24 protein-coding genes are annotated in these 22,960 nt (G+C 69.7%); 12 read left to right on the forward strand and 12 right to left on the reverse strand.

The genetic code is table 11. From position 1 onward, the window contains the following. Positions 1 to 583: 583 nt before the first annotated feature. The 3 genes from GPZ80_RS21960 to GPZ80_RS21970 all read left to right on the forward strand — a co-directional run bounded on the left by GPZ80_RS21960 (position 584) and on the right by GPZ80_RS21970 (position 4,545). A complete protein-coding gene (locus GPZ80_RS21960; protein ID WP_222719692.1) occupies positions 584 to 2,674 on the forward strand; it encodes a M14 family zinc carboxypeptidase in 2,091 nt (696 codons plus the stop codon). A gap of 97 nt (positions 2,675 to 2,771) precedes the next feature. Continuing rightward, positions 2,772 to 3,158, forward strand: coding sequence for a VOC family protein (locus GPZ80_RS21965; RefSeq protein WP_187222891.1), 387 nt, complete (start codon positions 2,772 to 2,774; stop codon positions 3,156 to 3,158). A 67-nt stretch (positions 3,159 to 3,225) separates the two neighbouring features. Further along, entirely contained in the window at positions 3,226 to 4,545 is a 1,320-nt protein-coding gene (locus GPZ80_RS21970) for a glycoside hydrolase family 125 protein (protein WP_222719693.1), read from the forward strand. Here GPZ80_RS21970 and GPZ80_RS21975 read toward each other — a convergent pair whose 3' ends face one another. Then, entirely contained in the window at positions 4,546 to 5,007 is a 462-nt protein-coding gene (locus tag GPZ80_RS21975) for an SRPBCC family protein (protein ID WP_187222892.1), read from the reverse strand. It lies immediately after the preceding gene. Positions 5,008 to 5,057: 50 nt separating this feature from the next. Beyond that, on the reverse strand, positions 5,058 to 5,618 hold the full coding sequence (locus tag GPZ80_RS21980) for a copper resistance CopC family protein (RefSeq protein ID WP_187222893.1): 561 nt from the start codon (positions 5,616 to 5,618) through the stop codon (positions 5,058 to 5,060). Positions 5,619 to 5,849: 231 nt separating this feature from the next. On the opposite strand from GPZ80_RS21980, the gene GPZ80_RS34075 reads away from it, so the two are divergent. Both GPZ80_RS34075 and GPZ80_RS21990 read left to right on the forward strand, forming a co-directional pair. Then, a complete protein-coding gene (locus GPZ80_RS34075; protein WP_376771709.1) occupies positions 5,850 to 6,173 on the forward strand; it encodes a hypothetical protein in 324 nt (107 codons plus the stop codon). After that, positions 6,095 to 6,901: an ArsR/SmtB family transcription factor gene (locus GPZ80_RS21990; protein WP_187222895.1), complete on the forward strand. Its 807-nt coding sequence runs from the start codon at positions 6,095 to 6,097 to the stop codon at positions 6,899 to 6,901. Before GPZ80_RS34075 ends, GPZ80_RS21990 begins: the two co-directional genes overlap by 79 nt. Positions 6,902 to 6,952: 51 nt before the next feature. On the opposite strand, the gene GPZ80_RS21995 is transcribed toward GPZ80_RS21990, so the two are convergent. After that, entirely contained in the window at positions 6,953 to 7,108 is a 156-nt protein-coding gene (locus tag GPZ80_RS21995; RefSeq protein ID WP_187222896.1) for a hypothetical protein, read from the reverse strand. A gap of 230 nt (positions 7,109 to 7,338) precedes the next feature. On the opposite strand from GPZ80_RS21995, the gene GPZ80_RS22000 reads away from it, so the two are divergent. Beyond that, on the forward strand, positions 7,339 to 10,104 hold the full coding sequence (locus tag GPZ80_RS22000) for a helix-turn-helix transcriptional regulator (RefSeq protein WP_187222897.1): 2,766 nt from the start codon (positions 7,339 to 7,341) through the stop codon (positions 10,102 to 10,104). On the opposite strand, the gene GPZ80_RS22005 is transcribed toward GPZ80_RS22000, so the two are convergent. Then, the gene (locus tag GPZ80_RS22005; protein ID WP_187222898.1) at positions 10,086 to 10,637 is read right to left on the reverse strand and encodes a DUF6328 family protein; all 552 of its coding nucleotides are present in this window, start codon (positions 10,635 to 10,637) and stop codon (positions 10,086 to 10,088) included. The genes GPZ80_RS22000 and GPZ80_RS22005 overlap by 19 nt on opposite strands. Before the next feature lie 134 nt (positions 10,638 to 10,771). On the opposite strand from GPZ80_RS22005, the gene GPZ80_RS22010 reads away from it, so the two are divergent. Further along, a complete protein-coding gene (locus tag GPZ80_RS22010) occupies positions 10,772 to 11,803 on the forward strand; it encodes a TRM11 family SAM-dependent methyltransferase (RefSeq protein WP_187222899.1) in 1,032 nt (343 codons plus the stop codon). After that, on the forward strand, positions 11,800 to 12,225 hold the full coding sequence (locus GPZ80_RS22015) for a universal stress protein (RefSeq protein ID WP_187222900.1): 426 nt from the start codon (positions 11,800 to 11,802) through the stop codon (positions 12,223 to 12,225). Before GPZ80_RS22010 ends, GPZ80_RS22015 begins: the two co-directional genes overlap by 4 nt. 220 nt (positions 12,226 to 12,445) lie before the next feature. Here the strand turns inward: GPZ80_RS22015 and GPZ80_RS22020 are convergent, their stop codons facing one another. The 4 genes from GPZ80_RS22020 to GPZ80_RS22035 are packed head-to-tail and all read right to left on the reverse strand — an operon-like array spanning position 12,446 to position 16,162. Next, positions 12,446 to 14,641, reverse strand: coding sequence for a heavy metal translocating P-type ATPase (locus GPZ80_RS22020; RefSeq protein ID WP_312880492.1), 2,196 nt, complete (start codon positions 14,639 to 14,641; stop codon positions 12,446 to 12,448). 11 nt (positions 14,642 to 14,652) lie between these two features. Then, positions 14,653 to 15,540 (reverse strand): DUF8832 domain-containing protein, encoded by an 888-nt coding sequence (locus GPZ80_RS22025; RefSeq protein ID WP_187222901.1) that lies wholly within the window; start codon positions 15,538 to 15,540, stop codon positions 14,653 to 14,655. 10 nt (positions 15,541 to 15,550) lie between these two features. Further along, on the reverse strand, positions 15,551 to 15,832 hold the full coding sequence (locus GPZ80_RS22030; protein ID WP_187222902.1) for a metal-sensitive transcriptional regulator: 282 nt from the start codon (positions 15,830 to 15,832) through the stop codon (positions 15,551 to 15,553). A 48-nt stretch (positions 15,833 to 15,880) separates the two neighbouring features. Next, positions 15,881 to 16,162: a metal-sensitive transcriptional regulator gene (locus tag GPZ80_RS22035; protein ID WP_187222903.1), complete on the reverse strand. Its 282-nt coding sequence runs from the start codon at positions 16,160 to 16,162 to the stop codon at positions 15,881 to 15,883. Positions 16,163 to 16,269: 107 nt separating this feature from the next. Here GPZ80_RS22035 and GPZ80_RS22040 point away from each other — a divergent pair, with 107 nt between their 5' ends. From GPZ80_RS22040 to GPZ80_RS33435, 4 genes are all read left to right on the forward strand, one after another. Next, positions 16,270 to 16,998, forward strand: a complete 729-nt coding sequence (locus GPZ80_RS22040; RefSeq protein WP_187222904.1) for a ZIP family metal transporter — start codon at positions 16,270 to 16,272, stop codon at positions 16,996 to 16,998. Positions 16,999 to 17,044: 46 nt separating this feature from the next. After that, complete coding sequence (locus GPZ80_RS22045; RefSeq protein WP_187222905.1) at positions 17,045 to 18,481, forward strand: S8 family serine peptidase; 1,437 nt, start codon at positions 17,045 to 17,047, stop codon at positions 18,479 to 18,481. A 402-nt stretch (positions 18,482 to 18,883) separates the two neighbouring features. Next, positions 18,884 to 19,480 (forward strand): DUF7711 family protein, encoded by a 597-nt coding sequence (locus GPZ80_RS22050; RefSeq protein ID WP_187222906.1) that lies wholly within the window; start codon positions 18,884 to 18,886, stop codon positions 19,478 to 19,480. 98 nt (positions 19,481 to 19,578) lie between these two features. Beyond that, entirely contained in the window at positions 19,579 to 19,701 is a 123-nt protein-coding gene (locus GPZ80_RS33435) for a hypothetical protein (RefSeq protein WP_281401377.1), read from the forward strand. Positions 19,702 to 19,931: 230 nt separating this feature from the next. Here the strand turns inward: GPZ80_RS33435 and GPZ80_RS22055 are convergent, their stop codons facing one another. From GPZ80_RS22055 to GPZ80_RS22070, 4 genes are all read right to left on the reverse strand, one after another. Further along, a complete protein-coding gene (locus tag GPZ80_RS22055) occupies positions 19,932 to 20,486 on the reverse strand; it encodes a carboxymuconolactone decarboxylase family protein (protein ID WP_187222907.1) in 555 nt (184 codons plus the stop codon). Then, a complete protein-coding gene (locus GPZ80_RS22060) occupies positions 20,483 to 20,908 on the reverse strand; it encodes a DUF6187 family protein (protein WP_187222908.1) in 426 nt (141 codons plus the stop codon). Before GPZ80_RS22060 ends, GPZ80_RS22055 begins: the two co-directional genes overlap by 4 nt. Continuing rightward, positions 20,901 to 22,193, reverse strand: a complete 1,293-nt coding sequence (locus GPZ80_RS22065) for an FAD-dependent monooxygenase (protein ID WP_187222909.1) — start codon at positions 22,191 to 22,193, stop codon at positions 20,901 to 20,903. The genes GPZ80_RS22060 and GPZ80_RS22065 overlap by 8 nt, the downstream gene beginning before the upstream one ends. Positions 22,194 to 22,266: 73 nt before the next feature. Continuing rightward, entirely contained in the window at positions 22,267 to 22,815 is a 549-nt protein-coding gene (locus GPZ80_RS22070; RefSeq protein WP_312880493.1) for a DUF6423 family protein, read from the reverse strand. Positions 22,816 to 22,960: the final 145 nt, after the last annotated feature.

Raw genomic sequence — 22,960 nt, forward strand, 5'->3', positions numbered from 1 at the left:
GACTCGGTGGCCCGAAGCTGATCGTTCCGGTGCCGTCCGGGCGCCGGGCGAACACCATCGGCGGGGCAAGCGCACGAAGGGCAATGGCGTCCACACTTTTCCTCCCGCGCAGCAGGATCCGCTGGTCGGTGACCACGTAGCGCGCGGCCGTGGACCGTCGGCGGCAGACGACCAGCAAGATCACCACAACCAGGATCCCGGTTGGAAACAGCCCGGCGAGACGGAACCACGCAGGGGCCGCCGCCGCGAGCCACTGCCAGAGCACGCTGAAGCCGACGACATGGGCCAGCATCAGCGCGGCCACGAGTCGATCGGAGCTTTCGGGCTGGGCCCGCCCGACCAGGGTTCCCGCTCACCGTCCCATAGAACGATCTTGTCCGTGTTCATGACGGGTGTGTCTCCGGGTTCGTCTTTTCGTGAGACGGGTGATCCGAATGTCGGGCGGCCGACTGTCCTGGGCCGGATGACCGTAACGCGACACCCCCGGCGTCGTTGAATGGCGCACGGGCGGCGAAACACGCAGGTCCGTGCCGCGCTCGAGGGTCCGCGGCGTCATCCGACCCGCCTTGCGGAGGAGCTCCCTGTGATCCGTCGCTCGTCCAGGTTCCAACGGATGTCGGTGCTCGCGGTCGCCGCGGCCGCCGTCGCCTTCACGGTCGCGCCCGCTGGTGCCGACAACACCGCGTTCCCCGTCCAGTTGGTCACCGTCGACACCCCGACGCGCGCCCACAAGACGCTCCTCACCCGACTTGGTCTCGACCTCACCGAGCACGCGGGCCACAACTACGTCGAGGTCGTGCTGCACACCGCCGCCGACGCCGACGCGCTGCGGCGGGCCGGGTTGACCTGGCAGGTGCGCATCCCGGACATGGTCGCCCGGGAGGCCCAGGTCAACGCGGCGAACAAGGCGTACGCCGACGTCACCGCCGTGTCCCCGCTGCCCAGCGGCCGCGACAACTACCGCACGCTCGCCGACTACAACAGCGACATGACGACCCTGGTCACGATGCGACCCGACCTGGTCAAGCCGTTCGACCTGCCGCACAAGTCGCTCGACGGCAACACCGTGCGCGGTGTCGAGATCGGCCGCGACGTGCGGGCCCCCGAGGATGGCAGGCCGGTGTTCGCGATCATGGGCGTGCACCACGCCCGCGAGTGGCCCTCCGGCGAGCACACGATCGAGTTCGCCTACGACCTGGTGAAGAACTACGGCCGGGACGCACGCATCACCGCCCTGTTGGACAAGGCGCGGGTGCTCGTCGTGCCGGTCGTCAACGTCGACGGGTTCGACCGCTCCCGCACCGATGGCGCCCTCATCGACCTGCGCGAGACCGACGACGGCGGCACCGCCACCATCCTCGGCACCCCGGGCAACGCGTACAAGCGCAAGAACTGCCGGGTGATCGACGGCGTCGACACCCCGGACGGCACCTGTGCCCTCGCGGGCGCCACCAGCCCCGGCGGCTTCGGCATCGGCGTCGACCCGAACCGCAACTACGGCGGCTTCTGGGGCGGCCCCGGCGCGTCCGACCTGTTCGCCGACCCGACCTACCGCGGCGCGGGCCCGTTCAGCGAGCCGGAGACGCAGAACATCCGGGAGCTGGTCAGCGGCCGCCACGTGACGACCCTGATCACCAACCACACGTTCTCCAACCTGGTCCTGCGGCCCAACGGCGTGCACCCCGACACCATCGGACCCGGCGGCCTGCCGGTCGGCGACGCGCCCGACGAGGCGGCGCTCAAGGCGCTCGGCGCGAACATGACCGCGCAGAACGGGTACAAGAACCAGCACGGCTGGGAGCTCTACGACACCACCGGCACCACCGAGGACTGGTCCTACAACGCCACCGGCGGCTTCGGCTACACCTTCGAGATCGGCCCGGACGAGTTCCACCCGCCGTTCCCCAAGGTCATCGACGAGTACCTGGGCGCGGGCGCCTACGCGGGCAAGGGCAACCGTGAGGCCTACCTGGTCGCGCTCGGCAACGCCGTCGACACCGCGACCCACTCCGTCATCGCGGGCAAGGCGCCCGCGGGGGCCTTGCTGCGTCTGCGCAAGGAGTTCGCGTCGCCGACGTGGTCGGGCCACATCACCGACCGGCTGAACACGTCGATGGTGGTGGGCCCCGACGGCCGCTACACCTGGCACGTCAACCCGTCGACCCGCCCGGTCGTGCAGGCCAAGCAGTACCGGCTGCTCGACACGACGCCGCTCAAGCAGGAGGTCTTCACCGGGACGACCCTGCCGCTCATGGAGACCGACAAGACGTTCGTGGTCGACCGAGCGGCCGACGCCTTCGAGGTGAAGCTCGACTGGCCCACCCCGGACGACCTCGACCTCTACGTCTACCTGCGCAACGCGGACGGCTCGCTCACCGAGGTCGGCAAGTCGGTGGCGTTCGTCGGTGTGAAGGACCGCGTGCTGCTGACGAACCCGGTACAGGGCACCTATGTCCTGCGCGTGGTCAACGCGTCGTCGATCGCGCCGAGTTGGACGCTCACCGCGTCGCTGTTCGACGGTCAGGAGCACACGGCGGGCGGCCTGATCGAGAACTGGACGCTGACCTGCGAGAAGAACGGCAAGGTCCTGGAGACCGTGCCGGTGATCGTGGACCGCGGCCAGCAGGTCAAGGCCGATCTGAAGGCGTGCCAGAGCAAGTGGGCCACTTCCTGACCCGATGACCGACGAGAGGGGGCGGGCTGCTCGGCTCGCCCCCTCTCGCGTGTCCTACTAACGTCGGACGGTACGTACTTCGCGAGGAGGGACGGACATGACCGGCCGAGTGGTGCACTTCGAGGTCCCGTTCGACGACGGCGACCGGGCCAGGACGTTCTACCAGGAAGCGTTCGGCTGGAAGGTCGAGGCGTTCCCGGGGATGGACTACACGATCGTCTCCTCGGGCCCGACCTCCGAGCAGGGCCCGACCGAATCGGGATACATCAACGGGGGCATGGCCCAGCGCGACGCCGAGAAGTCCTTCACCTCGCCGGTCATCGTCATCGACGTCGAGAACATCGACGACGCCCTGACGAAGATCGGTGAGCTGGGCGGCAAGACCGCGGTCGAGAAGATGCCGGTCGGCGAGATGGGTTTCGCGGCGTACTTCACCGACACCGAAGGCAACGTCGTCGGCCTGTGGGAGACCGCCAAGTCTTGATCGTCGGGTGCCCGCGGCCGGTTCGGTGGCAAGATCGGGTGATGGAGCCGATCATCGGGAGGCCACCGTGGCGCAGCTGAGGGCTGACCTGCTGGGCAAGGTCTCCGCCCGGATCACCGAGGTCACGGGCCGGGCGGAGATCGCCGACGCCGTCACGAGGTTCCTTCGCAACACCGCCGAGACCACGGTGTCCGAGCAGCCGGACGGGACCACGTTCGTCATCACCGGCGACATCCCCGCCATGTGGTTGCGCGACTCCGCCGCCCAGCTCAAACCGCTGCTTTACCTGCTCGACGACGCCCCTGAGCTGCTCAGCCTGCTCAACGGACTGCTGCTGCGGCACTGGCGCTACATCTCGATCGACCCGTACGCCAACGCGTTCAACCTCGAACCCAACGGCCATGGCCACCACTCCGACCGCACCCCGATGGATCCCATCGTGTGGGAGCGCAAGTGGGAGATCGACTCGCTCACCTACGGTATCGACTTCGCCTACACGCTGTGGAAGTCCGCGGGCAGCACCGACTGGTGCGAGACGACGTTCCGGGTCGCCGCGGCGCGGATCGTGCAGACGTTCACCACCGAGCAGGACCACGAACACCGGTCGAGCTACACGTTCCGCCGCGGCGGCCGGTTCGCGAGCGGCCGCAACACGCTGAACCGGCACGGGAAGGGGAGACTGACCCGGCCCACCGGCATGGTGTGGAGCGCGTTCCGACCCAGCGACGACGCCTGCGAGGCCGGGTTCAACGTGCCCGGCAACTTCTACGCGGCGCAGGCGATGCGTCAGCTCGCCGAGATCGCCCGCGAGTTGCTCCACGACGACAACCTCGCCGCCGACGCCGACCGGCTCCAGCGGGAGATGAGCGACGGCCTGGCCGACCACGGCACAGTGGAGGGCCCGGGCGGAACGGAGATCTTCGCCTACGAGGTCGACGGGTTCGGCGGCAGCGCGCTGCTCGACGACGCCAACGTGCCGAGCCTGCTGTCACTGCCCTACCTGGGCTGCGTCGGCGTGGACGACCCGGTCTACCAGGCGACGCGCAAGTTCCTGCTCAGCCCGCGCAACCAGTACTACTTCCAGGGCAGCGCGGCGAAAGGCATCGGCAGCCCGCACACGCCGCGCGACCACGTGTGGCCGATCGCGTTGAGCGTGCAGGGTTTGACGGCCACGACCGCGCAGGAGCAGGCCGAGATCATCGCGCTGCTGCTCGACACCACGGGCGGCACCGGGATGATGCACGAGAGCTTCCACGTCGACGATCCGACGAAGTTCACCCGCGAATGGTTCTCCTGGGCCAACTCCATGTTCTGCGAGCTCGTGCTCGTCCACTGTGGGTACCGCCTCGGCGGCGGCCGCAGCCCCGACTACCTGCCACAGGCCTGATCAGCGCTCCGCGTGCGCCTTCACGGCCGCCAGGGTGTGCTCGATCGACTCGACATTGAAGCCCGGCCGGTCCTGCCGCCCGGTGACCTTGGGGCCGAGGAAGCGCCGGATGAACCAGCTGCCCACCCGGTACCAGTTCTCGGTCAGCACACAGCCGGTCTCGGTCGGCTCGATCACGTAGGACCACCGCGAGACCCGCACGCCGAACGAGGTGCGCACGTCGAAGGTCAGCAGCCTGCCGGGCACGCACTCGACCACGGTGGCCTGGGTCGACCACTGCTTGGCGCCGTTGCGGTTGGTGCCGCGGAACTTGGCCCCCACCGCCGGGCCAGGGCAGTCGACCCAGTAGCCGCCGATGTTCTCCGGGCTGAACTCCCCCATCCGCGGGAGGTCGCTGACCAGGGACCACACGGCGTCCGCGGCGGCGGCGACGGGCGTACTGCGCGAGATGGAGGGCTCCACACGGTCAACACTGCCCGCTCGCCCCGGCCCGGCGCATCGCGCATCGTGCGCTAGTCGGCGCGCTTGCGCCGGACGGCCAGGAGCACACCGAGTGCGACCAGAGCCAGCACCCCGGCGGCGACGGGCCACCACTGCGTGTCGGAGTCGACCACGTCGGATTCGCCCCGGGGAGCGGTGGTCGTCGGCGCCACAGCGCTGGTGGTCGTATTCGGTGCCGCGGTGGTCGTGGTGGGGACGGCGGCGGCGCTGAGGGTGAAGGTGAGGCTGTTCGACGTCGCGTCGCCGTCGTGCCCGGTGACCCGGTAGGCGACCTTGTAGGCGCCGGGCACGGTCGGCCTGAACGGCACACTGACCGTCGCGCCGGCGACCCCCGCGTCACCAGAGGCGACCGCCCCGTCCGGCCCGGTGACGGTAAGGGTCGTCTCCCCCGGCGTGAGTTCCTCGGTGAAGGTCAGCGTGACCGCCGCAGGCGCCGCGTCGAGCACCGAGTCGGCTTTCGGGTCACTGGACTTGAGCGAGTTGTGCGCCAGCGCGGGAGTCGCGGTGGCGACCAGCGTCGCGGCGATGACGCTGAACAGGACGCCGACGACGCGGCTGGTGCGGTGTGCCATGGGGGGAGCCTTCCGAGAAGCGCGGGTGATCGTCAAGGCGCGGCCTGCCGGGGTCACGCGGGCCTGCTATACCCGAGTGGTCGTTCAGGAGGACCCACCAGTTCCCGTGCCGAGGGAGTCTCCGTGAGCACCAGACCGCCGCAGCGCCTGCGCTCCGCCGTGGCCGCCATCGACGTGCGGCCCGCGGACCGGATCCTGGAGATCGGCTGCGGCCGCGGTGTCGCCGCGGCGATGGTGTGCGAGCGGCTCGACACCGGCCGTTACGTCGGCGTCGACCGCTCCGCCACGGCGATCACGACCGCGACCACCCGCAACGCCGAGTCCGTGGCGGCGGGGACGGCACGCTTCGTCACCGCCGCGCTGGGCGAGTTGGACCCGTCTTCCCCTCCCCACCACGACCGGCAGGCTACTGACAGTCGTCACCGGGTAGACATGCAACCATTTGGTTGCTTATCATGGCCGGGAAGGGGGCGGTCATGGACGCGGTGTTCAAGGCGCTCGCCGACGCGAACCGCAGGCAGCTGCTCGACCGGCTCAACGCCGACAACGGGCTGAGCCTGCGCGAGCTCAGCGAGGGACTGGAGATGAGCAGACAGGCGGTGAGCAAGCACCTCGCGGTGCTGGAAGCCGCCTCACTCGTCAGCACCGTGAAGCATGGCCGCGAGAAGCTGCACTACCTCAATCCCGTGCCCATCCACGAGATCGCCGACCGGTGGATCGGGAAGTACGAACGCGACCGAATGGCCGCGCTGTCCCACCTCAAGCACGTCCTGGAAGGACCACCGATGAGCAAGCCCGAGTTCGTCTACGTCACCTATATCCAGACCACCGCGGAGAAGCTGTACCGCGCGCTCACCGACCCCGAGTTCATCAAGATCTACATGGGCGGCACCGGGCCGAAGTCGGACTGGAAGGTCGGCTCGCCGGTCCTGTGGAAGTCCATGCCGGACGGCGAGTTCGAGGACATGGACCAGCAGGTCCTCGAAGCCGTGCCCGGCAAGCGGCTCGCCTACACCTGGCACACGCTGCAGCCGACGCACCGCGAACTGTTCGACTCCGACGAGGAGTTCGCCGAGGCGGTCAAGGAGCGCTCGAAGGTCAGCTTCGACATCGAGCCCGCGGAGATCCCGATGATGGGCATGAAGCTCACCATCACCCACGACGGCTTCGACAGCCCGGACAGCAAGATGCTGGAGGGCACCAGCGGCGGCTGGATCATGATCCTGTCCGCCATGAAGACGTTCCTGGAGGGCGGGAAGCTCGTCGCGGACCAAGAGGACTGAGGCAGAGGAAAGGCGCCCCCGGGCACGGGAGCGCCTTTCCTCTAGCCGGACTCAGTTATGCGTCATGTCTGTGCCGTTGTGCGTCATCTCGACCTGGTTGTGGGTCATCTCCGGGTCGTCCGCGTTGGCCGTGCCCGCGATGACAAGCGCCCCCAGGGCGCTCGCCGCCAGCAGCATGAACGCGGCGACCGATCGCCTGATCCGCATGATTCCTCCGTACAGAAGCCAGGATTCCGGGCATTTCGTCGGACGTGAACGCTGTGCGCGAAAGGTTGATCGACGAGGAGCCTGACAGCGGTGATCTACGGCCCGGACAACGCCGCGTGAATCGACGGCCAATGCCGAGCGGGCGTCGGATGGACGATCCCCTGGTCCATCCGGCTTAACCGGTGCGTACACGGTTGTTCACCGACAGTTCACGTCTCTATCGTTGTCGGATGGACCCGTTCGTCGGTCGCGACGCCGAACTCAGCCGTCTCGACGGCTGGGTCGACCGTGTGCGCCGAGGCGACGGCCAGGCCGTGCTCATCGAGGGCGAACCCGGCATCGGCAAGACCACCCTGCTGCGCGTCGCCACGGCGCGGGCGGCGCGCGCGGGGTGCCAGGTGTTCTGGGGCGCGGGCGACGAACTGGGCCAGGCCCTCCCACTGCTGCCCCTGCTCGACGCGCTGCGGGTCCGCGAAGGCGACAGCCCACGCCGCGCCGCCGTCGCCCGGCTGCTGCGCGGTGAGACCGGAGCGGGCGACCCGGTCACCGCCGCCACCGAACAGATCCTCGCCCTCGTGGACGACGCCTGCGCGGCCGAACCGGTCGTCCTCGTCGTCGACGACCTGCAGTGGGCCGACCGGTCCACCGTCGCCCTCTGGTGCAGGCTCGCCCGCTCGACCCACGAACTGCCACTGCTGCTGATCGGGATCACCCGCCAGGTCCCGCGCCGAGCCGAACTGCTCGCCCTGCGCCGCGCGGTCGGCACGAGCGGCGTGCTGCGGGTGGGAAAGCTGTCCGACATCGCGGTGACCGACCTCGTGCGCTCGCTCGCGGGCGCAGCCCCCGGTGCCACTCTCCGCGCCTTGGCCGATGGCGCGGCCGGGAATCCCTTGTATGTCACCGAACTCATCGACGCCCTCAGCCGCGGCGATGCGCTGACCCGGGTCGACGGGCACGCCGACGTGACCACCGACCGCACCCCGGCGACCCTCACCGCCGCCATCGCCCACCGGCTCGACTTCCTGCCCGAGCGGGTCCGGACCGTGCTGCGCGCGGCGGCGCTGCTCGGCGTCGAGTTCGACCTCGCCGACGTCGCGACCGTGCTCGGTGAGCGCTTCACCGCGCTGGTCGACGACCTCGAGGAGGCCCGCGCGGCCGGGGTGCTCCGGGAGTCCGGCACCAACCTGGCCTTCCGCCATCCGCTGATCCGCGGTGCCCTCTACGACGATCTGCCCGGCCCGGTCCGCGCCGCGTGGCACCACGACGCCGCGCGGGCCCTGGCCGCCGCCCGCGCGCCGGTGCACCGCGTCGCGAAGCAGCTTCTCCGCGCGGGCGGCGCCCGACTCGACGAGTGGGCCACCACCTGGCTCGCCGACGCCGCGCCCGCTCTCATCGCCCAGGCTCCGGCCGTCGCGATCGACCTCCTCGACCGCGCCGAGATCCACACCGGCGCGTTGGCCTGCCGACTGGCCGAAGCCCTCTGCCGCACCGGCGACACGGCCCGCGCCGAACAGGTCGCCACCCGCGCGCTCGACGCCACCACCGACCCGGACCTGGTCTCCGACCTGCATTGGACGCTCGCGCAGTGTCGGGCCATGGCAGGCCGGTCAGCCGAGTCCCTCGCCGCGCTCGCGGCCGCGCTCACCCGCCCGGACCTGCCCGCCCGGCACCGTGCACGGCTGCTCGTGTTGACCGCGCGCGCCCATCGCGACCTGGGCGAAGTCGACGTCGCGGGCGCGGTCGCGGCCGACGCGCTCGCCGCCGCGACCGAAGCCGACGACCGCTGGTCCACCGGCTGGGCGCTGCACGTGCTGATCATCGTGACGATGATGCGCGGCGACGTCACCGCCGCGTTGCCGCTGTTCGACCGAGCTCTCGCGGTGACCGGCCCCGACCCCTCGCTGATCGACCTGCGGCTGCTGCTGCAGATCAACCGTGTCGTGGCGCTCGGCGACCTGGACCGCTACGACGAGGCCCTTGCCGCCGCCGACCAGGTCCGCCGCCTCGCCGACGACACCGGCAGCCTGGTCCGCCTCGCCCAGGCACAGAGCGCCCTGAGCGAGCTGCTCTTCGACGTCGGCCGCTGGGGCGACGCGCTCGCCGAGGTCGCCGCGGTCGCCGAGGAGGCCAAGGACCCCGGCGTCGCCTGCTGCGACCACGGCATCGCCGCCGTCATCGCCCTGCACCGGGGCGACCCGGACGCCGCCCGCGACCATTTGCGCGCCGCCGAACCCAACGCCGCGCGCATCGGCAACCGGGTCGTCGGCTCACTCGCGCTGGCCCGCGCGCTCGACGCCCAACACCGCGGCGCCCCGGACGAGGCCCTCGCCGGGCTCCTCGCCTGCCTGGGCGAGGGTGCCGAAGAGCTCGAGGAGATGGAGGAGCTGCTCCCCGAAGCCGTCCACCTCGCCGTGCGGGCCAGCGATCTCGGCGCCGCGGGCTACGTCACCGGGCTCGCGGAGAAACTCGCCGAGCACAGCGACATCCCACACCGGGTGGGCGGTGCCCTGCTCTGCCGCGGCCTGCTCGCCCACGACCCGGCGACGCTGCTGCTCGCCGCCGACCACTTCGCGGAGGCGGGTCGACCGCTCCCCCGCGCGCACGCGATGCACGCCGCGGCGGTCGAGTTCGCCGAACGCGGCGACGTCGCCTCCGCTCGGGCCGCGTTCACCCGCGCCGACGATCTCTACGACACCCTGGGCGCCCGATGGGATGCCGGGCGGCTGCGTGCGGAGCTGCACGCCCACGGCATCCGCCGGGGCCCGCGGGTCAAGCACCGCCAGGCCACGACCGGCTGGGAGAGCCTCACCCCCACCGAGTCCCGCATCGCCGCGCTGGTCGCGGAAGGACTCAGCAACCCGAGTATCGCCGCCCGCCTCGTGCTCTCGAAGCGGACGGTCGGCACCCACGTCTCCCACATCCTGGCCAAGCTGGGTGTGGCCTCCCGGATCGACATCGCCCGCGAGGCCGCGGGCCGCTACCGCGAGTCGGGCTGACGCGACCGCACCAGCCGGTGTCCGAAGCGGTGCCGGTTCCACAGCGGCACCGCGATCCACCAGGTCATGAACCAGGCCATGATGCCGCCGGAGATCCACAGCGCCTGCCCGGTGCCGAGCACCACGTCGAGGATCAGCATCATCGACGAGCCGAGCGCCAACATCAGGAAACACAGTCCGGACAGGGTGAACCAGCTCGTCGCTCGAACCAGCTTGCGCTTGAGCCTGCGCTGGAACACCAGTCGGTGGAATGGCGCGGGCGCGATCAGCAGCGCGGTCGCGGCCGCACCCATGATCAGACTGGCCACATAAGTCCACCGCTGGAACTCGGTGATGTCGGCGAACCTCGGCGTGAACGCCAGCGCGAGCAGGAACGCCAGCAGGAACTGCACACCGGTCTGCGCGACCCGGACTTCCTGAAGCAGCTCACCGTAGTTTCGGTCGAGCCGCTGCGCCGGCGTCTCGCCCCGCGCCCGCAGGTTCCACTCGTCGTGGGTCTCGTCGTGCGAGGTGGGCAGCGGGTGCAGGGTCATGGCGGGCTCCAACGTCGAAGGGAAAACTGCCCCTCAACGGTCTCCCGATCATGAACGCGAGACATCGGTCGGCTGACCTAGGCGGGAAGCTCTAGGATCAGTGAGTTGACAATCCTAGTGACCGTGCGGGAGACATGGCCGACTACGCACTTCTCATCCTGCCCTCGACGAACCGTGTGTACGCCGATTCGTCGGTCGCGCTCACCGTGGCCGAACTCGAGGTGTTCAACCAGTCCGTCGTGGACGGTCGCATCGGCGACATCGCCCGCACCGAACTCGCCGGCGTCCCCTACGTCACCTTCACCGCCGACACGCTCGACGAGTCGGACATCGCCTACCTCGCGAACCTGTCGTCGATGTACGCGCTGTTCCGGCTCGACGGCAAGCTGCTCGAGCCCGTCCCCCTCCACCGCCTCGACGCGTTCGACAGCGACCTGATCACCATCCTGAAGTACCAGGGCAAGACGAACGAGCTGTTCACCAAGCTGCTGCTCAACATCACCCTCATGTCGTCGGCCCGGGCCCGCGACATGCTCGACCACCGCCTGACCGTGCTCGACCCGATGTGCGGGCGCGGCACCACCCTCAACCAGGCGATCATGTACGGCTACGACGCCGCGGGCATCGACCTCGACCAGAAGGACTTCGAGGCGTACGCCGCGTTCCTGCAGACCTGGCTCAAGCGCAAGCGGATCAAGCACCACGCAGAGGTCGTCAAGGTGCGCCGGGACAAGCAGCACCTGGGCCGCAGGCTGCAGGCGTCCATCGGCCTGAGCAAGGAAAGCTACAAGGCGGGCGACGCCCTGTCGCTGACCTACGTCAACGCCGACACCACCAGGGCCCGCGACTTCCACCGCCCCGAGAGCGTCGACCTGATCGTCACCGACGCCCCTTATGGCGTGCAACACGGCAGCCGCGCGGGCCAGGCCCTCCAGCGCACCCCACTGGAACTGCTCCGCGAGGCCGCCCCCGCCTGGGCCAAGCTGCTCAGGCCCGGCGGGTCGATCGGGATCGCGGTGAACACCAACGTCGCCCCCCGCGCGGACACCCTCGAAATCCTCACCCGCGCCGGCCTCGCCCCCCTCGACGACGGACCGTACCGAGCCTTCGAACACCGAGTCGACCAGGCCATCGTCCGCGACATAGTGATCGCCCGCAAACCATGACCACACTCGTGGTCGGCGTCGACCACCGGGACCTGAGCTTCAAAGTCCTGGCGGTCGCCGCCGACCTCGCGGTGAAACTGGGCGCGGACCTGCGGGTGGTGCATGCGATCGACCTGCGCGACTACCCGGTCGACCCGGACTCGGCGGACTGGGAACAACACGCCGAAGCCGCCCTCACCGAACTACGCGGAAACGTAGAGCGTGCCCTGTCCACCCATGAAGGCCACTGGACGTACGCGGTCCAGGTCGGCGAACCGGTCCCCACCCTCAAGACCGCAGCGGACGAACACGACGCGATGATGATCGTGGTGGGCCACCACAAACACTGGACCCCCGTGCGCGTCACCCGAGGCTCGGTGGGCGCAGGCCTGAGCCGCACCGCCCACCGCCCAGTCCTGATCGTTCCGGAAAGCCCACAGTAAGACGAAGCTGAACTCTCAAGCATCTCCAACGACCGAAACGCAAGGGGCCGATCCCAACGGCCCGTTTGGGTGGAGCGGTCTCTTTGGGCGTGAGGAGAGACCCCTAAACTTGCCGTGGTCGTGGGCCGAAGGTCCCCACCCGCTCTTCCACAACAGGGGTCCTCCTTCGTAGGGCCCCAAAGCAACCACTCCACCCAAACCACCACCCACCGCGCCAAGCTCAGTGGAAAGCCCGCAACCGCAAGCTGTTCGTCACAACGAACACAGAACTAGCCGCCATCGCCGCCCCAGCCAACATCGGATTCAACAACCCGGCAGCAGCCAACGGCAACGCAGCCACGTTGTAAGCGAACGCCCAGAACAAATTCCCCTTGATCGTCCGCAAAGTCCGCCGAGACAACCGAATCGCGTCCGCAGCCGCCCGTAGATCACCACGCACCAGCGTCAGATCCCCAGCCTCGATCGCCACATCCGTCCCGGTCCCCATCGCCAGCCCAAGGTCGGCGGTAGCAAGCGCGGCTGCATCGTTGACCCCGTCACCCACCATCGCCACGACCTTGCCAGACCGCTGCAGCCGGGCGATGACCTCAACCTTCTCCTCCGGCAACACCCCAGCGATCACCTCAGTGATCCCAACCTCCGCGGCCACGCTCCTAGCCACGGCTTCGTTGTCCCCGGTCAGCAGCACCGGCGACAATCCCAACGCCCGCAACAGCTTCACCGCTTCGGCCGAAGTCGGCTTCACCGTGTCGGCCACGACCAGCACGGCGCGCCCCCGGCCGTCCCAAGCCACGACAACGGCCGTGTGGCCACGACCCTCTGCCTCCGCCTTGGCCGTCACCAACTCGGCAGGCAGGCCGGCGTCGAGCATGCGGCCAACAGTCACCAACTCGCCGGACACCTTGGCACGCACGCCCCGGCCCTCGATGGCCGAGAAGTCCTTGACGGGAGGCAAAACGCCGACCTTGTCGCGCGCGGCCTTCACGATCGCCCGAGCGATCGGATGCTCCGACCCGTCCTCCACCGCCCCCGCCAGCCGCAGCACCGTCTCGACATCCTCGCCCTCGGCGACCTGAACGCCCACAAGGGACATCTGACCCGTCGTCACCGTGCCGGTCTTGTCGAGGACCACCGTGTCCACCCGCCGGGTCGACTCAAGCACCTCCGGGCCCTTGATCAGGATTCCCAGTTGCGCGCCTCGGCCGGTGCCGACGAGCAACGCCGTCGGAGTGGCCAGCCCCAGAGCGCACGGGCAGGCGATGATGAGCACCGCCACCGCCGCGGTGAAAGCCGCCGACGTGGACGCGCCGGCGCCAAGCCAGAACATCAGCGTCGCGACGGCCAGTGCGATCACGACCGGGACGAACACCGCCGAGACCCGGTCGGCCAGCCGCTGGACCGCGGCTTTCCCGGTCTGCGCTTGCTCGACCATGCGGGCGATCCGGGCCAACTGCGTCCGCTCACCGACGTTCTTGGCGACGACGACCAGCCTGCCGCCGACGTTCACCGTGCCGCCCACGACGGCCGCGTCCGGCCCGACCTCCACCGGCACCGACTCGCCGGTCATCATGCTCGCGTCGATCGCCGACGTGCCCTCCGCGACCACACCGTCGGTCGCGACCTTCTCCCCCGGCCGCACGACGAACCGGTCGCCGACGGCGAGTTGGCCCACCGGCACGCGGGTCTCGACACCATCGCGCAGCACCGCGACGTCTTTCGCGCCCAGGTCGAGCAGCGCCCGCAGCGCGGCCCCGGCCCGCCGCTTGGCGCGGGACTCGAAGTACCGGCCCGCCAGGATGAACGTGGTGACGCCCGCGGCAACCTCCAGGTAGATGGCCTCACCGGCCCCGCGCGCGATGGTCAGCTCGAACGGGTGCGTCATGCCCGGCACACCGGCCGAGCCGAGCAGCAGCGCGTAGAGCGACCACAGGTAGGCGGCGAGTGTGCCGATGGAGACCAGCGTGTCCATGGTCGCGGCGCCGTGGCGCAGGTTCATCCACGCCGCGCGGTGGAACGGCCACGCGCCCCACACGATCACCGGGGACGCCAGCGCCAGCGAAACCCACTGCCAGTAGGTGAACTGCAGCGCGGGCGCCATGGCCATCGCGACCACCGGGACGGAGAGCACGGCCGAGCCGAGCAGCCTGTCCCGCAGGGTGTCGCGTTCCTCGGGCTCGGGCGCCTGCTTGGTGGGCAGTTGCGCGGTGTACCCGGCGGCCTCGACCTGGGCCACCAGGGTCTGCGGGTCGATGTCCTCGGCGAAGATGACGTTCGCCTTCTCGGTCGCGTAGTTGACCGTCGCGGTCACACCGTCGAGCTTGTTGAGCTTGCGCTCGATCCGGTTCGCGCACGACGCGCAGGTCATGCCGCCGATCGAGAGTTCGATCTCGGCTGTCCTGGTCAGGTTCGTGGTCACGTCGGGGCCTCTCAGCCGTGTGTGTGTCCGTCGGCGCCGTGCTCCGGCGACGTGGTCAGCGTGAACTCGGCGGTGCGCACGACACCACCGTGCTTGAAGTCCAAGAACACCCGGTAGGTGCCATCGGACGGGACTTCGGCGACGAACGGCACGTCCGGACCGGGTGAGCCCGCTTCCGCGTGCACGTGCAGGTAGGCGAGGTCGCCGCCGCGCAGCGCCACCAGGTGGCCGTAGGCACCCAGGTAGGGCTGCAGATCCGCGACCGGCCTGCCGTCCTTGGTGACCGTGGCGGTGAGCTTCGAGGCGTGTCCGGCGATCAGTTCGCGGCCGACTCGCACCTCGTAGCCGTCGACTTTCGCCAGCCACGACTCCGGCTGTGTGACCGGCTGGAAGTCGCCCGGCACCATCACGTCGACGCCCAGGGTCAACGCGGGGCCGCCACGCGGGACGAAGTCGGCGAAGACCCGGTAGCTGCCGGGCCTGCGCAGCGCGAGCGGGACCGACCAGGTGCCGTCGGCGGCGCGTTCGGGGTGGACGTGCTGGTAGCAGGCGGTGTCGCGGCGCACGACGATGAGGTGCAGTTCCTTCTCGTGCGCGACCTCGAAGTCGGTGACCGTCTTGCCACCCGGGCCGGTGACGCGGAAGGTGAAGGGTTGCGCGGCGCCCGCCGTGAGCGCCGTCGCGCTCGGCACGAGGGCGTAGCCGCCGCTCCACGCGGACAAGCCGACCGGAGCTGAGGCGACAGCAGGCTCACCAGCGGTCCCGTGGCCGCCCGAGTCGCCATGCGGCGCGGGCTGCTCGACGTCCATCGGCCCGACCGCCGCGCCGAGCCCGTAGGCGGCGCCACCGACCAGGACCAGCGCGGCGGCGTAGGCGGCGAGAGCGCGCGCTGTCTTCACCCCGGGCGCCCTACGACCGGACGAGACGGGCGATCGCCGCGCTGGCCTCGCGAACCTTGTCGTCGGCAGCCTGCCCGCCCTCCGCGACCGCCTCGGCGACGCAGTGGTGCAGGTGCTGGTCGACGAGCCCGAGCGAGACCGCCTGCAGCGCCTTGGTGGCAGCCGACACCTGGGTCAGGATGTCGATGCAGTACTTGTCTTCCTCGACCATCCGCTGCAAGCCGCGGATCTGCCCTTCGATCCGCCGCAGTCGCTTCAGGTAATCGTCTTTGTCGCCGCTGTAGCCGTGCATCGGTGTCTCCTTCGTGGACACCGACAACTATACCCTACGGGGGTACCCCTAGGATCGGACCAGCCTGGCGATGGCGTCGGACGCCTCTTTCACCTTCACCGCGGCCTCGTCGCCACCGGCGGCCGCGGCCGCGACCACGCAGGTGGCGAGGTGCTCGTCGAGCAGTTCGAGGGAGAACGCCTGTAAGGCCTTCGTCGCCGCGGACACCTGGGTGAGGATGTCGATGCAGTACTTGTCTTCCTCGACCATCCGCTGCAGGCCCCGGATCTGTCCCTCCACCCGGCGCAGTCGTTTCAGATAGGCCTCGCGGTTGCTGCTGTCGACGGCCACGTGCGCTCCCCGCTGTCCTCGTTGAAGAGTCAGAATACGGGTCAGGGGTACCCCGCGACGATCCCCCGCGCGTGCGAACAAGGTCGAATGCCGCCAGGCTTGGCCGCATGTGGGAAGCCATGTGGTGGGGGCTGGTCGGCGGGTTGGCGCTGGTGGTCGGCGCGGTGGTCGGCCTGGTCGGCAACCCCCGGCCGAAGGTGATCGCCCTGGTCATGGCCTTCGGCTCCGGCGTGCTGATCAGCGCCTTGGCCTTCGAACTGGCGGCCCAGGCGTTCACCGGCGGCGGGGCGCTCGCCCTCGCCGCGGGCCTGGCCGCGGGCTCGGCGGCGTTCTACCTCGGCGACCTGGTCATTGACCGGCGCGGCGGGGAACATCGCAAACGGTCGGACGGCCGCCAGCGCTCCGGTGCCGCCCTCGCGATCGTGCTCGGCTCGCTGCTCGACGGCATCCCCGAGTCCGCCGCGATCGGCGTGTCCCTCCTCGACGGCGGCACGGTCGGCGCCGCGGTGGTGGCGGCGGTGTTCCTGTCCAACGTCCCCGAGTCGATGTCCGCCGCGTCGGGGCTGCGCAAGGCGGGGCACTCCACCCGGTGGATCCTGGGTCTCTGGGCGGGGGTGGCGGCCGTTTCCGCGCTTGCCGCCGGACTCGGCTACGCCACCCTCGGCGGCGCCTCCCGCGAGACGGTGGCGGCCGTTCAGGCGTTCGCAGCGGGCGCGATCCTGACGATGCTGGCCGACACGATGATGCCGGAGGCGTTCGAGAACGGCGGCAACGCGACCGGCGTCGTGGCCACTTTCGGCTTCACCACAGCGTTTCTTGTCAGCCACCTGGCGTGACTGATCGACTACCATGAGCCCACCGCGGACCTTTCGGGAGGCACCCATGGCTCGTTTCGCGATGCTCCTGCGACCCGACCAGGACCCAGCCGTCACCACGGCCCGGCTCACCGCCGAACTCGGCGCCCAGGTCGAGCCTCTCTCCACGGATGACCCGGACGCCCTGATCATCGATCTCCCCGACCGCTCCTTCGCCACCGACGCCGACGCGTTCAGCGCCGCCTACGCGCTGGCCGACGACTACGACGCCCTCGCGGTCGAACCGGACCTGCCGACCGCCTTGTTCCCCGAACCCGACCCGGTGCGTGGCGCGGACTTTCCGCCGGGTTGCTGGTCTCCGGAACATCCCAATCTGGCCGAGGAGTGGGCGCTGTGGACGATCCGGGCGCCGCAGGCGTGGGAGTACTCGCGCAAACAGGGAAGGCCCGAGCGCGGCGAGGGAATCGTCGTCGGCCAACCCGACACGGGAGTCATCCGCCACCGGGAGATGGACGGCGTCCAGTTCGTCCCGGGCTACGACTTCGTCGACAACGACAACGACCCCACGGACCCGCTGGCGGACGGAAACCCAGGTCACGGGACCGCCACGGCCAGCGTGATCGTCTCCCCCGACACCCACGTGGTGACGGGCGCGGCCCCGAGGGTGCGGCACATGCCGGTCCGGGCGATCGAGAGCGTCGTACGGGTGACGCAGGTGTCGGTCGCGAAAGCCGTTGTGTGGGCGACGGACCACGGTGCCCACGTGATCACGATGAGCCTCGGTGGACTGCCGTCGTTCGCGTTGGACCGGGCGATCAACCGAGCGGTGGCGGCGAACGTGATCGTCATGGCGGCGGCGGGAAACTGCGTCGGCACAGTGGTGTGGCCCGCCCGCTACGACAACTGCGTGGCCGTCGCGGGCACGACGCCGCACGACACCCCGTGGCGCGGGACGTGCAAGGGCGGCGCGGTCGACATCTCCGCCCCCGGCGAGAACGTCTACCGGGCGCGCATCCCCCAGTTCCCGGGGGACGGGGATTCGGGGCAAGGGCAGGGAACCAGCCTCGCCGTGGCCCTTACCGCGGCCGTCGCGGCCCTATGGCTGGCCCACCACGGCCGTGACAGGGTAATCGCCGTCGCGAGAAGCCGGGGCGAGACAGTGCAAGCCCTGTTCCGACGACTCATCCGAGAAACCGCCCGACGCCCCCAAAACTGGAACACGGGCGACATGGGAGCAGGCATCATCGACGCCCACGCCCTCCTGAGCAAACCCCTCGACACGAGAAGCCCGGCAACGGAACCCGCCACCGTCGGCTCAGTCCGCCATCTGATCACCGAACTACTCGGCGACCTCCCCGTAGAGGTCGACTGTGACCGCTACGGCCCCGAACTCGCGTCCCTGATCCTGCACACCCTCCTCGGCGACCGCACCACCACACTCCCGTCGACGAAACTAAGGGCAGCCATCGCCAACGAACACCTACGCCGATTCCTTCAGCTGTAGCGGCCGCATCACTACCCGGGCGATTTCAACCCGTTCCACCCGCGCACCCCAGCCACCCCCGCACCGCTGCGACCGCTGCCTCCCCCGGCCCTCGCTGTCACCTCCTTTCAAACCGCTTCTCCCATCACTGCGCCCTGCCCCAGCCCCACATAACCGCGCTTCACCACACAAATCACCCACCGGTCAATCCCCTGCCCGCGGCCCCTCAGGCCCCATCCAAGCCTACCCGATATCTTGATAGTGAATAGTCGATATGAGATCATCGCGAAGATCGCTCCGGGTCCATTTCGGACTCCGGGGTCCTAGGACTATTGGACTAGTCCACATCAGACCGAAGTCCGATGTGACACCCCCAAGCCGTCCCGTAACGTCTTCCCCACAGCACTTCACGAGGGGAGCAAAGTGAAGCGAGTCCGCGCGCTGCACCATCTGAGGACGGTGGCCGAGACGTGTGCCGACATGGCCACCCGGCCGCAGTCGATCTTCCCGCTCCGCGTGCGCGAACTATGGGCGGCCGGGGAGATCCTGGAGCCGGTCGACGAGCTCGACGCGGTGACGATCGCGCTGGTGGTCGATCTTCCCGTCGATGACGTCGCGTGGCTCACCGAGCCGTCCGGGGCTCAACACTGGGCCAACGCGGCGAAGTTGCAGACGGCTCCGGTCACCGTTCGGTGGCGTTCGGCGCGGGCTCCTGTGTGGAACCACGTGCTTCGGCGGCCTGCGCTCGTCTGGGATGTGGACAACGGGATCGCCGAAGCAACGCTCGACGCGATCGGCGACGGGCACACCGCGGCCGTCCGCCTCGACGAGCCGTCCGCCGACCTCATGGGCCGGCGGCTGGCCGACGACCTCGCCGTCAGTCTCCGCGCCCTGGGCTCGCGCACCGTCCACTACGCCGACCGGCGCTGGAAGCCCGGCAAGCTCGAACCGGTCGCCGACGCCCTCTGGCGCGCGAGTGAGGGATATCTCGATCTCCTCAAAGCAATCGACTACCCCTAGGCCATTACGTAACGTCCGCTCGGAACGAGATGGGGTGTGAATACGAACAGAGCGGGTAACTCCGATCCGGACGCCCCCGCGAAAGACAGGAAGAAACGATGCTGCAGACCGATCCGAACCCCATCTACACCATGCTGGTACGCGAGTTCGGCGTCGACCTCGACAAGGAGTCGCCCGCCGAGCCCGAGGTCACCGAAGAAGCCCAGCCTGCCCCTAGATAGCCGAATTCACAGGTCGGACGGCTCGTCGTCAGCGACCTGCGATCGTGGGCGGCACGCAGGGCGCTCCGGTTCGCGGCGGCGCCATTTCCACCGCCTTCGAATCGCGTGATCCCTTGGCTACCGTCGGTCAATTCCCGCGCAGTGGGATTTGCCAGACGACTCGCACATCAATGAACAAGTCGGCAGGACGTTTCGTTGAACGTGTTGAGTGTCGCGGTCCGAATGGGCCATCACGCTGCCGCCGGTGGGATCAATTTGGCCAGCCCCACATACCCGATGTCATGCAGGCGCTTCGCCGACACGGCGAAGTAGCTCGCGTCCGCGCTGACGCCCAGGCCCTCGACCATGCGGTTCATGAAGTTGAACAACGCGCACACGAGGACGGCGCTGTGCAGCGCGGACTCGTCCCATCCAGCGGCGTACACAGCCTCGGCGTCGGCGGGGGTCAGCGCTGACGGGGTCCGGGTGAGCTTGCCGACGTACCGCAGCACCGGCCGCAGCCGGGGAGCCACCTCCGCGGTGTCGAGGTCGGTGAGCGCGGCTTCCAACAGTCCCGGTTCGACGCCATGCGCCTCGGCGGTCGCGGTGTGCACGCCGTGGCAGTACGCGCAGTTGTTGACACCCGAGACGTAGGCGGCGATCAGCTCACGTTCGGCGAGACTGAACGGGGACGGGCCGCGCATCACCGTCTCGTGGTACTCGATGATCGGGCGGGCGGTGTCGGGGTAGGCCTTGAACACGTCGAACAGCACGGCGTTCTCGGGCAGTGATGGCAAGTAGGTCACGACTGTCCTCCGAGGGTGGCGACCAGGTCGTCGAGGTCGGCGCGGCGGAGCCAGCAGGCGGTGAGGTACACCAGACCGGCCGGGCCGACCGTGCCGAACACAGCGGTGAGAGTCCGGTGGCTGCGATCCCACGCCTGTCGAAGCGACGCCGAGGTCGACGGGCTGGGGTCGGCCTCGGCCAGTTCCGGGCGGATCGAGCGCCACCGGCGGGCACCCGCGGCAACCAGGTCGGGCATGGTCAGTTGGGCACCGCCGTGGCGGACGTGGTCGACGAGCATGGCGACCTGCCCGGCGTCGTCGGCGAGTGCGACCACGGCCAAGCAGGCCAGCAGCCGGTCCGGGTCGAGTCCGAGCAGCATGATCCCGGTCTCGGTGGACGCGGAGTCGTCGACGGCGGGCAGATCGAATGTGGTGTCAGACAAGGGCTTCGACCTCCATCACGGTTGGCGCGGTCACGCCGATTCGCGCGGCGATGGTGGCGGCGACTCGGGCGGTGGCGACCCGGTGGCCGTCGATGTTGCGGGCGGCGGGGCCGAGCACCATGCAGGCGGCGGCGCCGACGGCGAACACGCGTGGGTCCGCACGGTAGGCGAGGGTGCGTTCGTCCAGGTCAGGCCAACCGTCGCGCGCGCACACAACATCGGCAGGCAGCAGGTTCTCGCCGGTGGACGGTGTGGTGCCGATGGCGAGGACGACATGGTCGCCGCACACGGTGTTCCCGTCGGCCAGTCGCACAGCCCCCGGGCGGGTGCCGACCACGGCGTGGCCCCGGTGCGCGGTCAGCCTGCCGTCGGCTTCGGCGGCGCGCAGGAGGGGCTGGAACTCGAACATGATCGAGGCGCGGCGGTGGCGGTCCATCAGGGCGAGCCGGTCCGACCAGGATGTGTGGTCGAAGCGGGCGCGGCCTTCGGGGCGGAAGAAGGAGGCGTTCACATCAGCGCACTGGTATCGCTCCTCGTTCTCGCGGAGCACCCAGCGCACGGTCCGGCCGTCGATCAGGGCGTTCGCGATGACGTGGGCCGCGCTCAGGCCGGCGCCCACGACGACCACCGACCGAGCGTCGGCAGGCACGGGCTCATCCCAGTAGCCGACCTCAGCCGACCAGTCCGCGGGCGCGGCGCGCCGTTCCTCACCGAGGCACAGCACGGTGAACCGGGCGTCGACGCGGCCCCGGTCGGTGTGCACGGCGAGACCCGTCCGACCGGGCCGTACTTCGTGCACGTCGGCGCCCCAGGTCCGCGACGTCACGCCGTGCACGGAGGCGATGTGGCGGCAGTACGCCTCGAAGACGTCCACCGGCACGACCGACCGGTGTCCCGCCTGCGCCATGCGGATCTCCCGGCGCTCCACCGGGGTCAGCCGCGACCAGTGCAGCCGGGCGAAGTCGAGCAGTTCGCAGTCTCGGTAGCCCTCGACACCGGGGTGGTGCTCGTAGGGCGAACGCAGGACGCGCTGGCCGAGGGTGTCGATCCGGTCGAAGAACCGGTGACACGGCCTGCCATCGCGGTCGAGCAGGACCACATCGGACACCCCGAGGTGCCACAGCGCGGACGCGACCGCCAGCCCCGCCGGACCCGCGCCCACGATGACCACGTCGGCGCGGGCGGGCAGCGGGGAGAGCGCCACCCGCCGCGATACCGACGGGTGCGGCCAGTCCCGGCCTCTCGGCGACTCCAGCAGGTGCGGTTCGGGCATGAACTTGATCATCCGGCCTCGCCTGGGATGGACGCGATGGCGAAGCCGGGTGACCCGGTTCCGCCGGTGTCGAACGGGGGCGAGGTCAGCCGATGACGGTGACCGGGACGATCATCTCGATGACCGGCCGCTGCGGGATCCCGTCGGCCACGAGTTTGCGCACCGCCTCCGCGGTCTGCTCGGGGCTGTCGGTCGGCGAGGCGCTGTAGCGGGCGTGCGCGTAGGTGGGTCGTCGGGTCGTGCACTCCAGGTCGAAGACCTTGAGCATCGACTCGCCAGGGCGCACCTCCCCGTCATGGAAGGTGAGCCGACGCTGGTCGGGGGTGAGAAACGTGCGGGCGAACTGGCGCGACATGATCATGCCGTCGTCGCCGTCGATGAAGTGGGTGTCGTCATCGGTGGTGACCTGCATCGCGACCCAGGTCTGGTCGGTCAGGTTGGTCTCGGACTTGATCACCTGCCAGCGTCCGGGCTCCGGCAGGTAGAGGCTCATCGCGACGTCGTGGTCGAGCGCGTCCACCGCTCCCGAGATCATCAGGACCCGCCTGCGCACATCGGCGACCGCGGCCATCTGGATATCGCGGGCTCGCACCCGACTGGATACGTCAAGCCCGGGAATGTCCAATTCCGACACCATGCCTCCTTGAAGCTTTCGACGAGAATCGAGCTTGCGGGACAACGCGGACTGAGATCTCCGAACCAGGCTGGCACAAGATCGAGACCAGATCAACGACGCGATTCGCCATTGGGCCGATCGGCCCTCACAGCGCGTTCCGCCG

The sequence above is a fragment of the Actinokineospora xionganensis genome, from assembly GCF_014323725.1.
Lineage (GTDB): Bacteria > Actinomycetota > Actinomycetes > Mycobacteriales > Pseudonocardiaceae > Actinokineospora > Actinokineospora xionganensis.

Coding starts and splice junctions, on each gene's coding strand:
- GPZ80_RS21965 (WP_187222891.1), top strand. CDS start 2,772: ATGACCGGCCGAGTGGTGCACTTCGAGGTCCCGTTCGACGACGGCGAC.
- GPZ80_RS21980 (WP_187222893.1), bottom strand. CDS start 5,618: ATGGCACACCGCACCAGCCGCGTCGTCGGCGTCCTGTTCAGCGTCATC.
- GPZ80_RS34075 (WP_376771709.1), top strand. CDS start 5,850: ATGGTGTGCGAGCGGCTCGACACCGGCCGTTACGTCGGCGTCGACCGC.
- GPZ80_RS21990 (WP_187222895.1), top strand. CDS start 6,095: ATGGACGCGGTGTTCAAGGCGCTCGCCGACGCGAACCGCAGGCAGCTG.
- GPZ80_RS21995 (WP_187222896.1), bottom strand. CDS start 7,108: ATGCGGATCAGGCGATCGGTCGCCGCGTTCATGCTGCTGGCGGCGAGC.
- GPZ80_RS22000 (WP_187222897.1), top strand. CDS start 7,339: ATGGACCCGTTCGTCGGTCGCGACGCCGAACTCAGCCGTCTCGACGGC.
- GPZ80_RS22005 (WP_187222898.1), bottom strand. CDS start 10,637: ATGACCCTGCACCCGCTGCCCACCTCGCACGACGAGACCCACGACGAG.
- GPZ80_RS22010 (WP_187222899.1), top strand. CDS start 10,772: ATGGCCGACTACGCACTTCTCATCCTGCCCTCGACGAACCGTGTGTAC.
- GPZ80_RS22015 (WP_187222900.1), top strand. CDS start 11,800: ATGACCACACTCGTGGTCGGCGTCGACCACCGGGACCTGAGCTTCAAA.
- GPZ80_RS22030 (WP_187222902.1), bottom strand. CDS start 15,832: ATGCACGGCTACAGCGGCGACAAAGACGATTACCTGAAGCGACTGCGG.
- GPZ80_RS22040 (WP_187222904.1), top strand. CDS start 16,270: ATGTGGGAAGCCATGTGGTGGGGGCTGGTCGGCGGGTTGGCGCTGGTG.
- GPZ80_RS22045 (WP_187222905.1), top strand. CDS start 17,045: ATGGCTCGTTTCGCGATGCTCCTGCGACCCGACCAGGACCCAGCCGTC.
- GPZ80_RS33435 (WP_281401377.1), top strand. CDS start 19,579: ATGCTGCAGACCGATCCGAACCCCATCTACACCATGCTGGTACGCGAG.
- GPZ80_RS22065 (WP_187222909.1), bottom strand. CDS start 22,193: ATGATCAAGTTCATGCCCGAACCGCACCTGCTGGAGTCGCCGAGAGGC.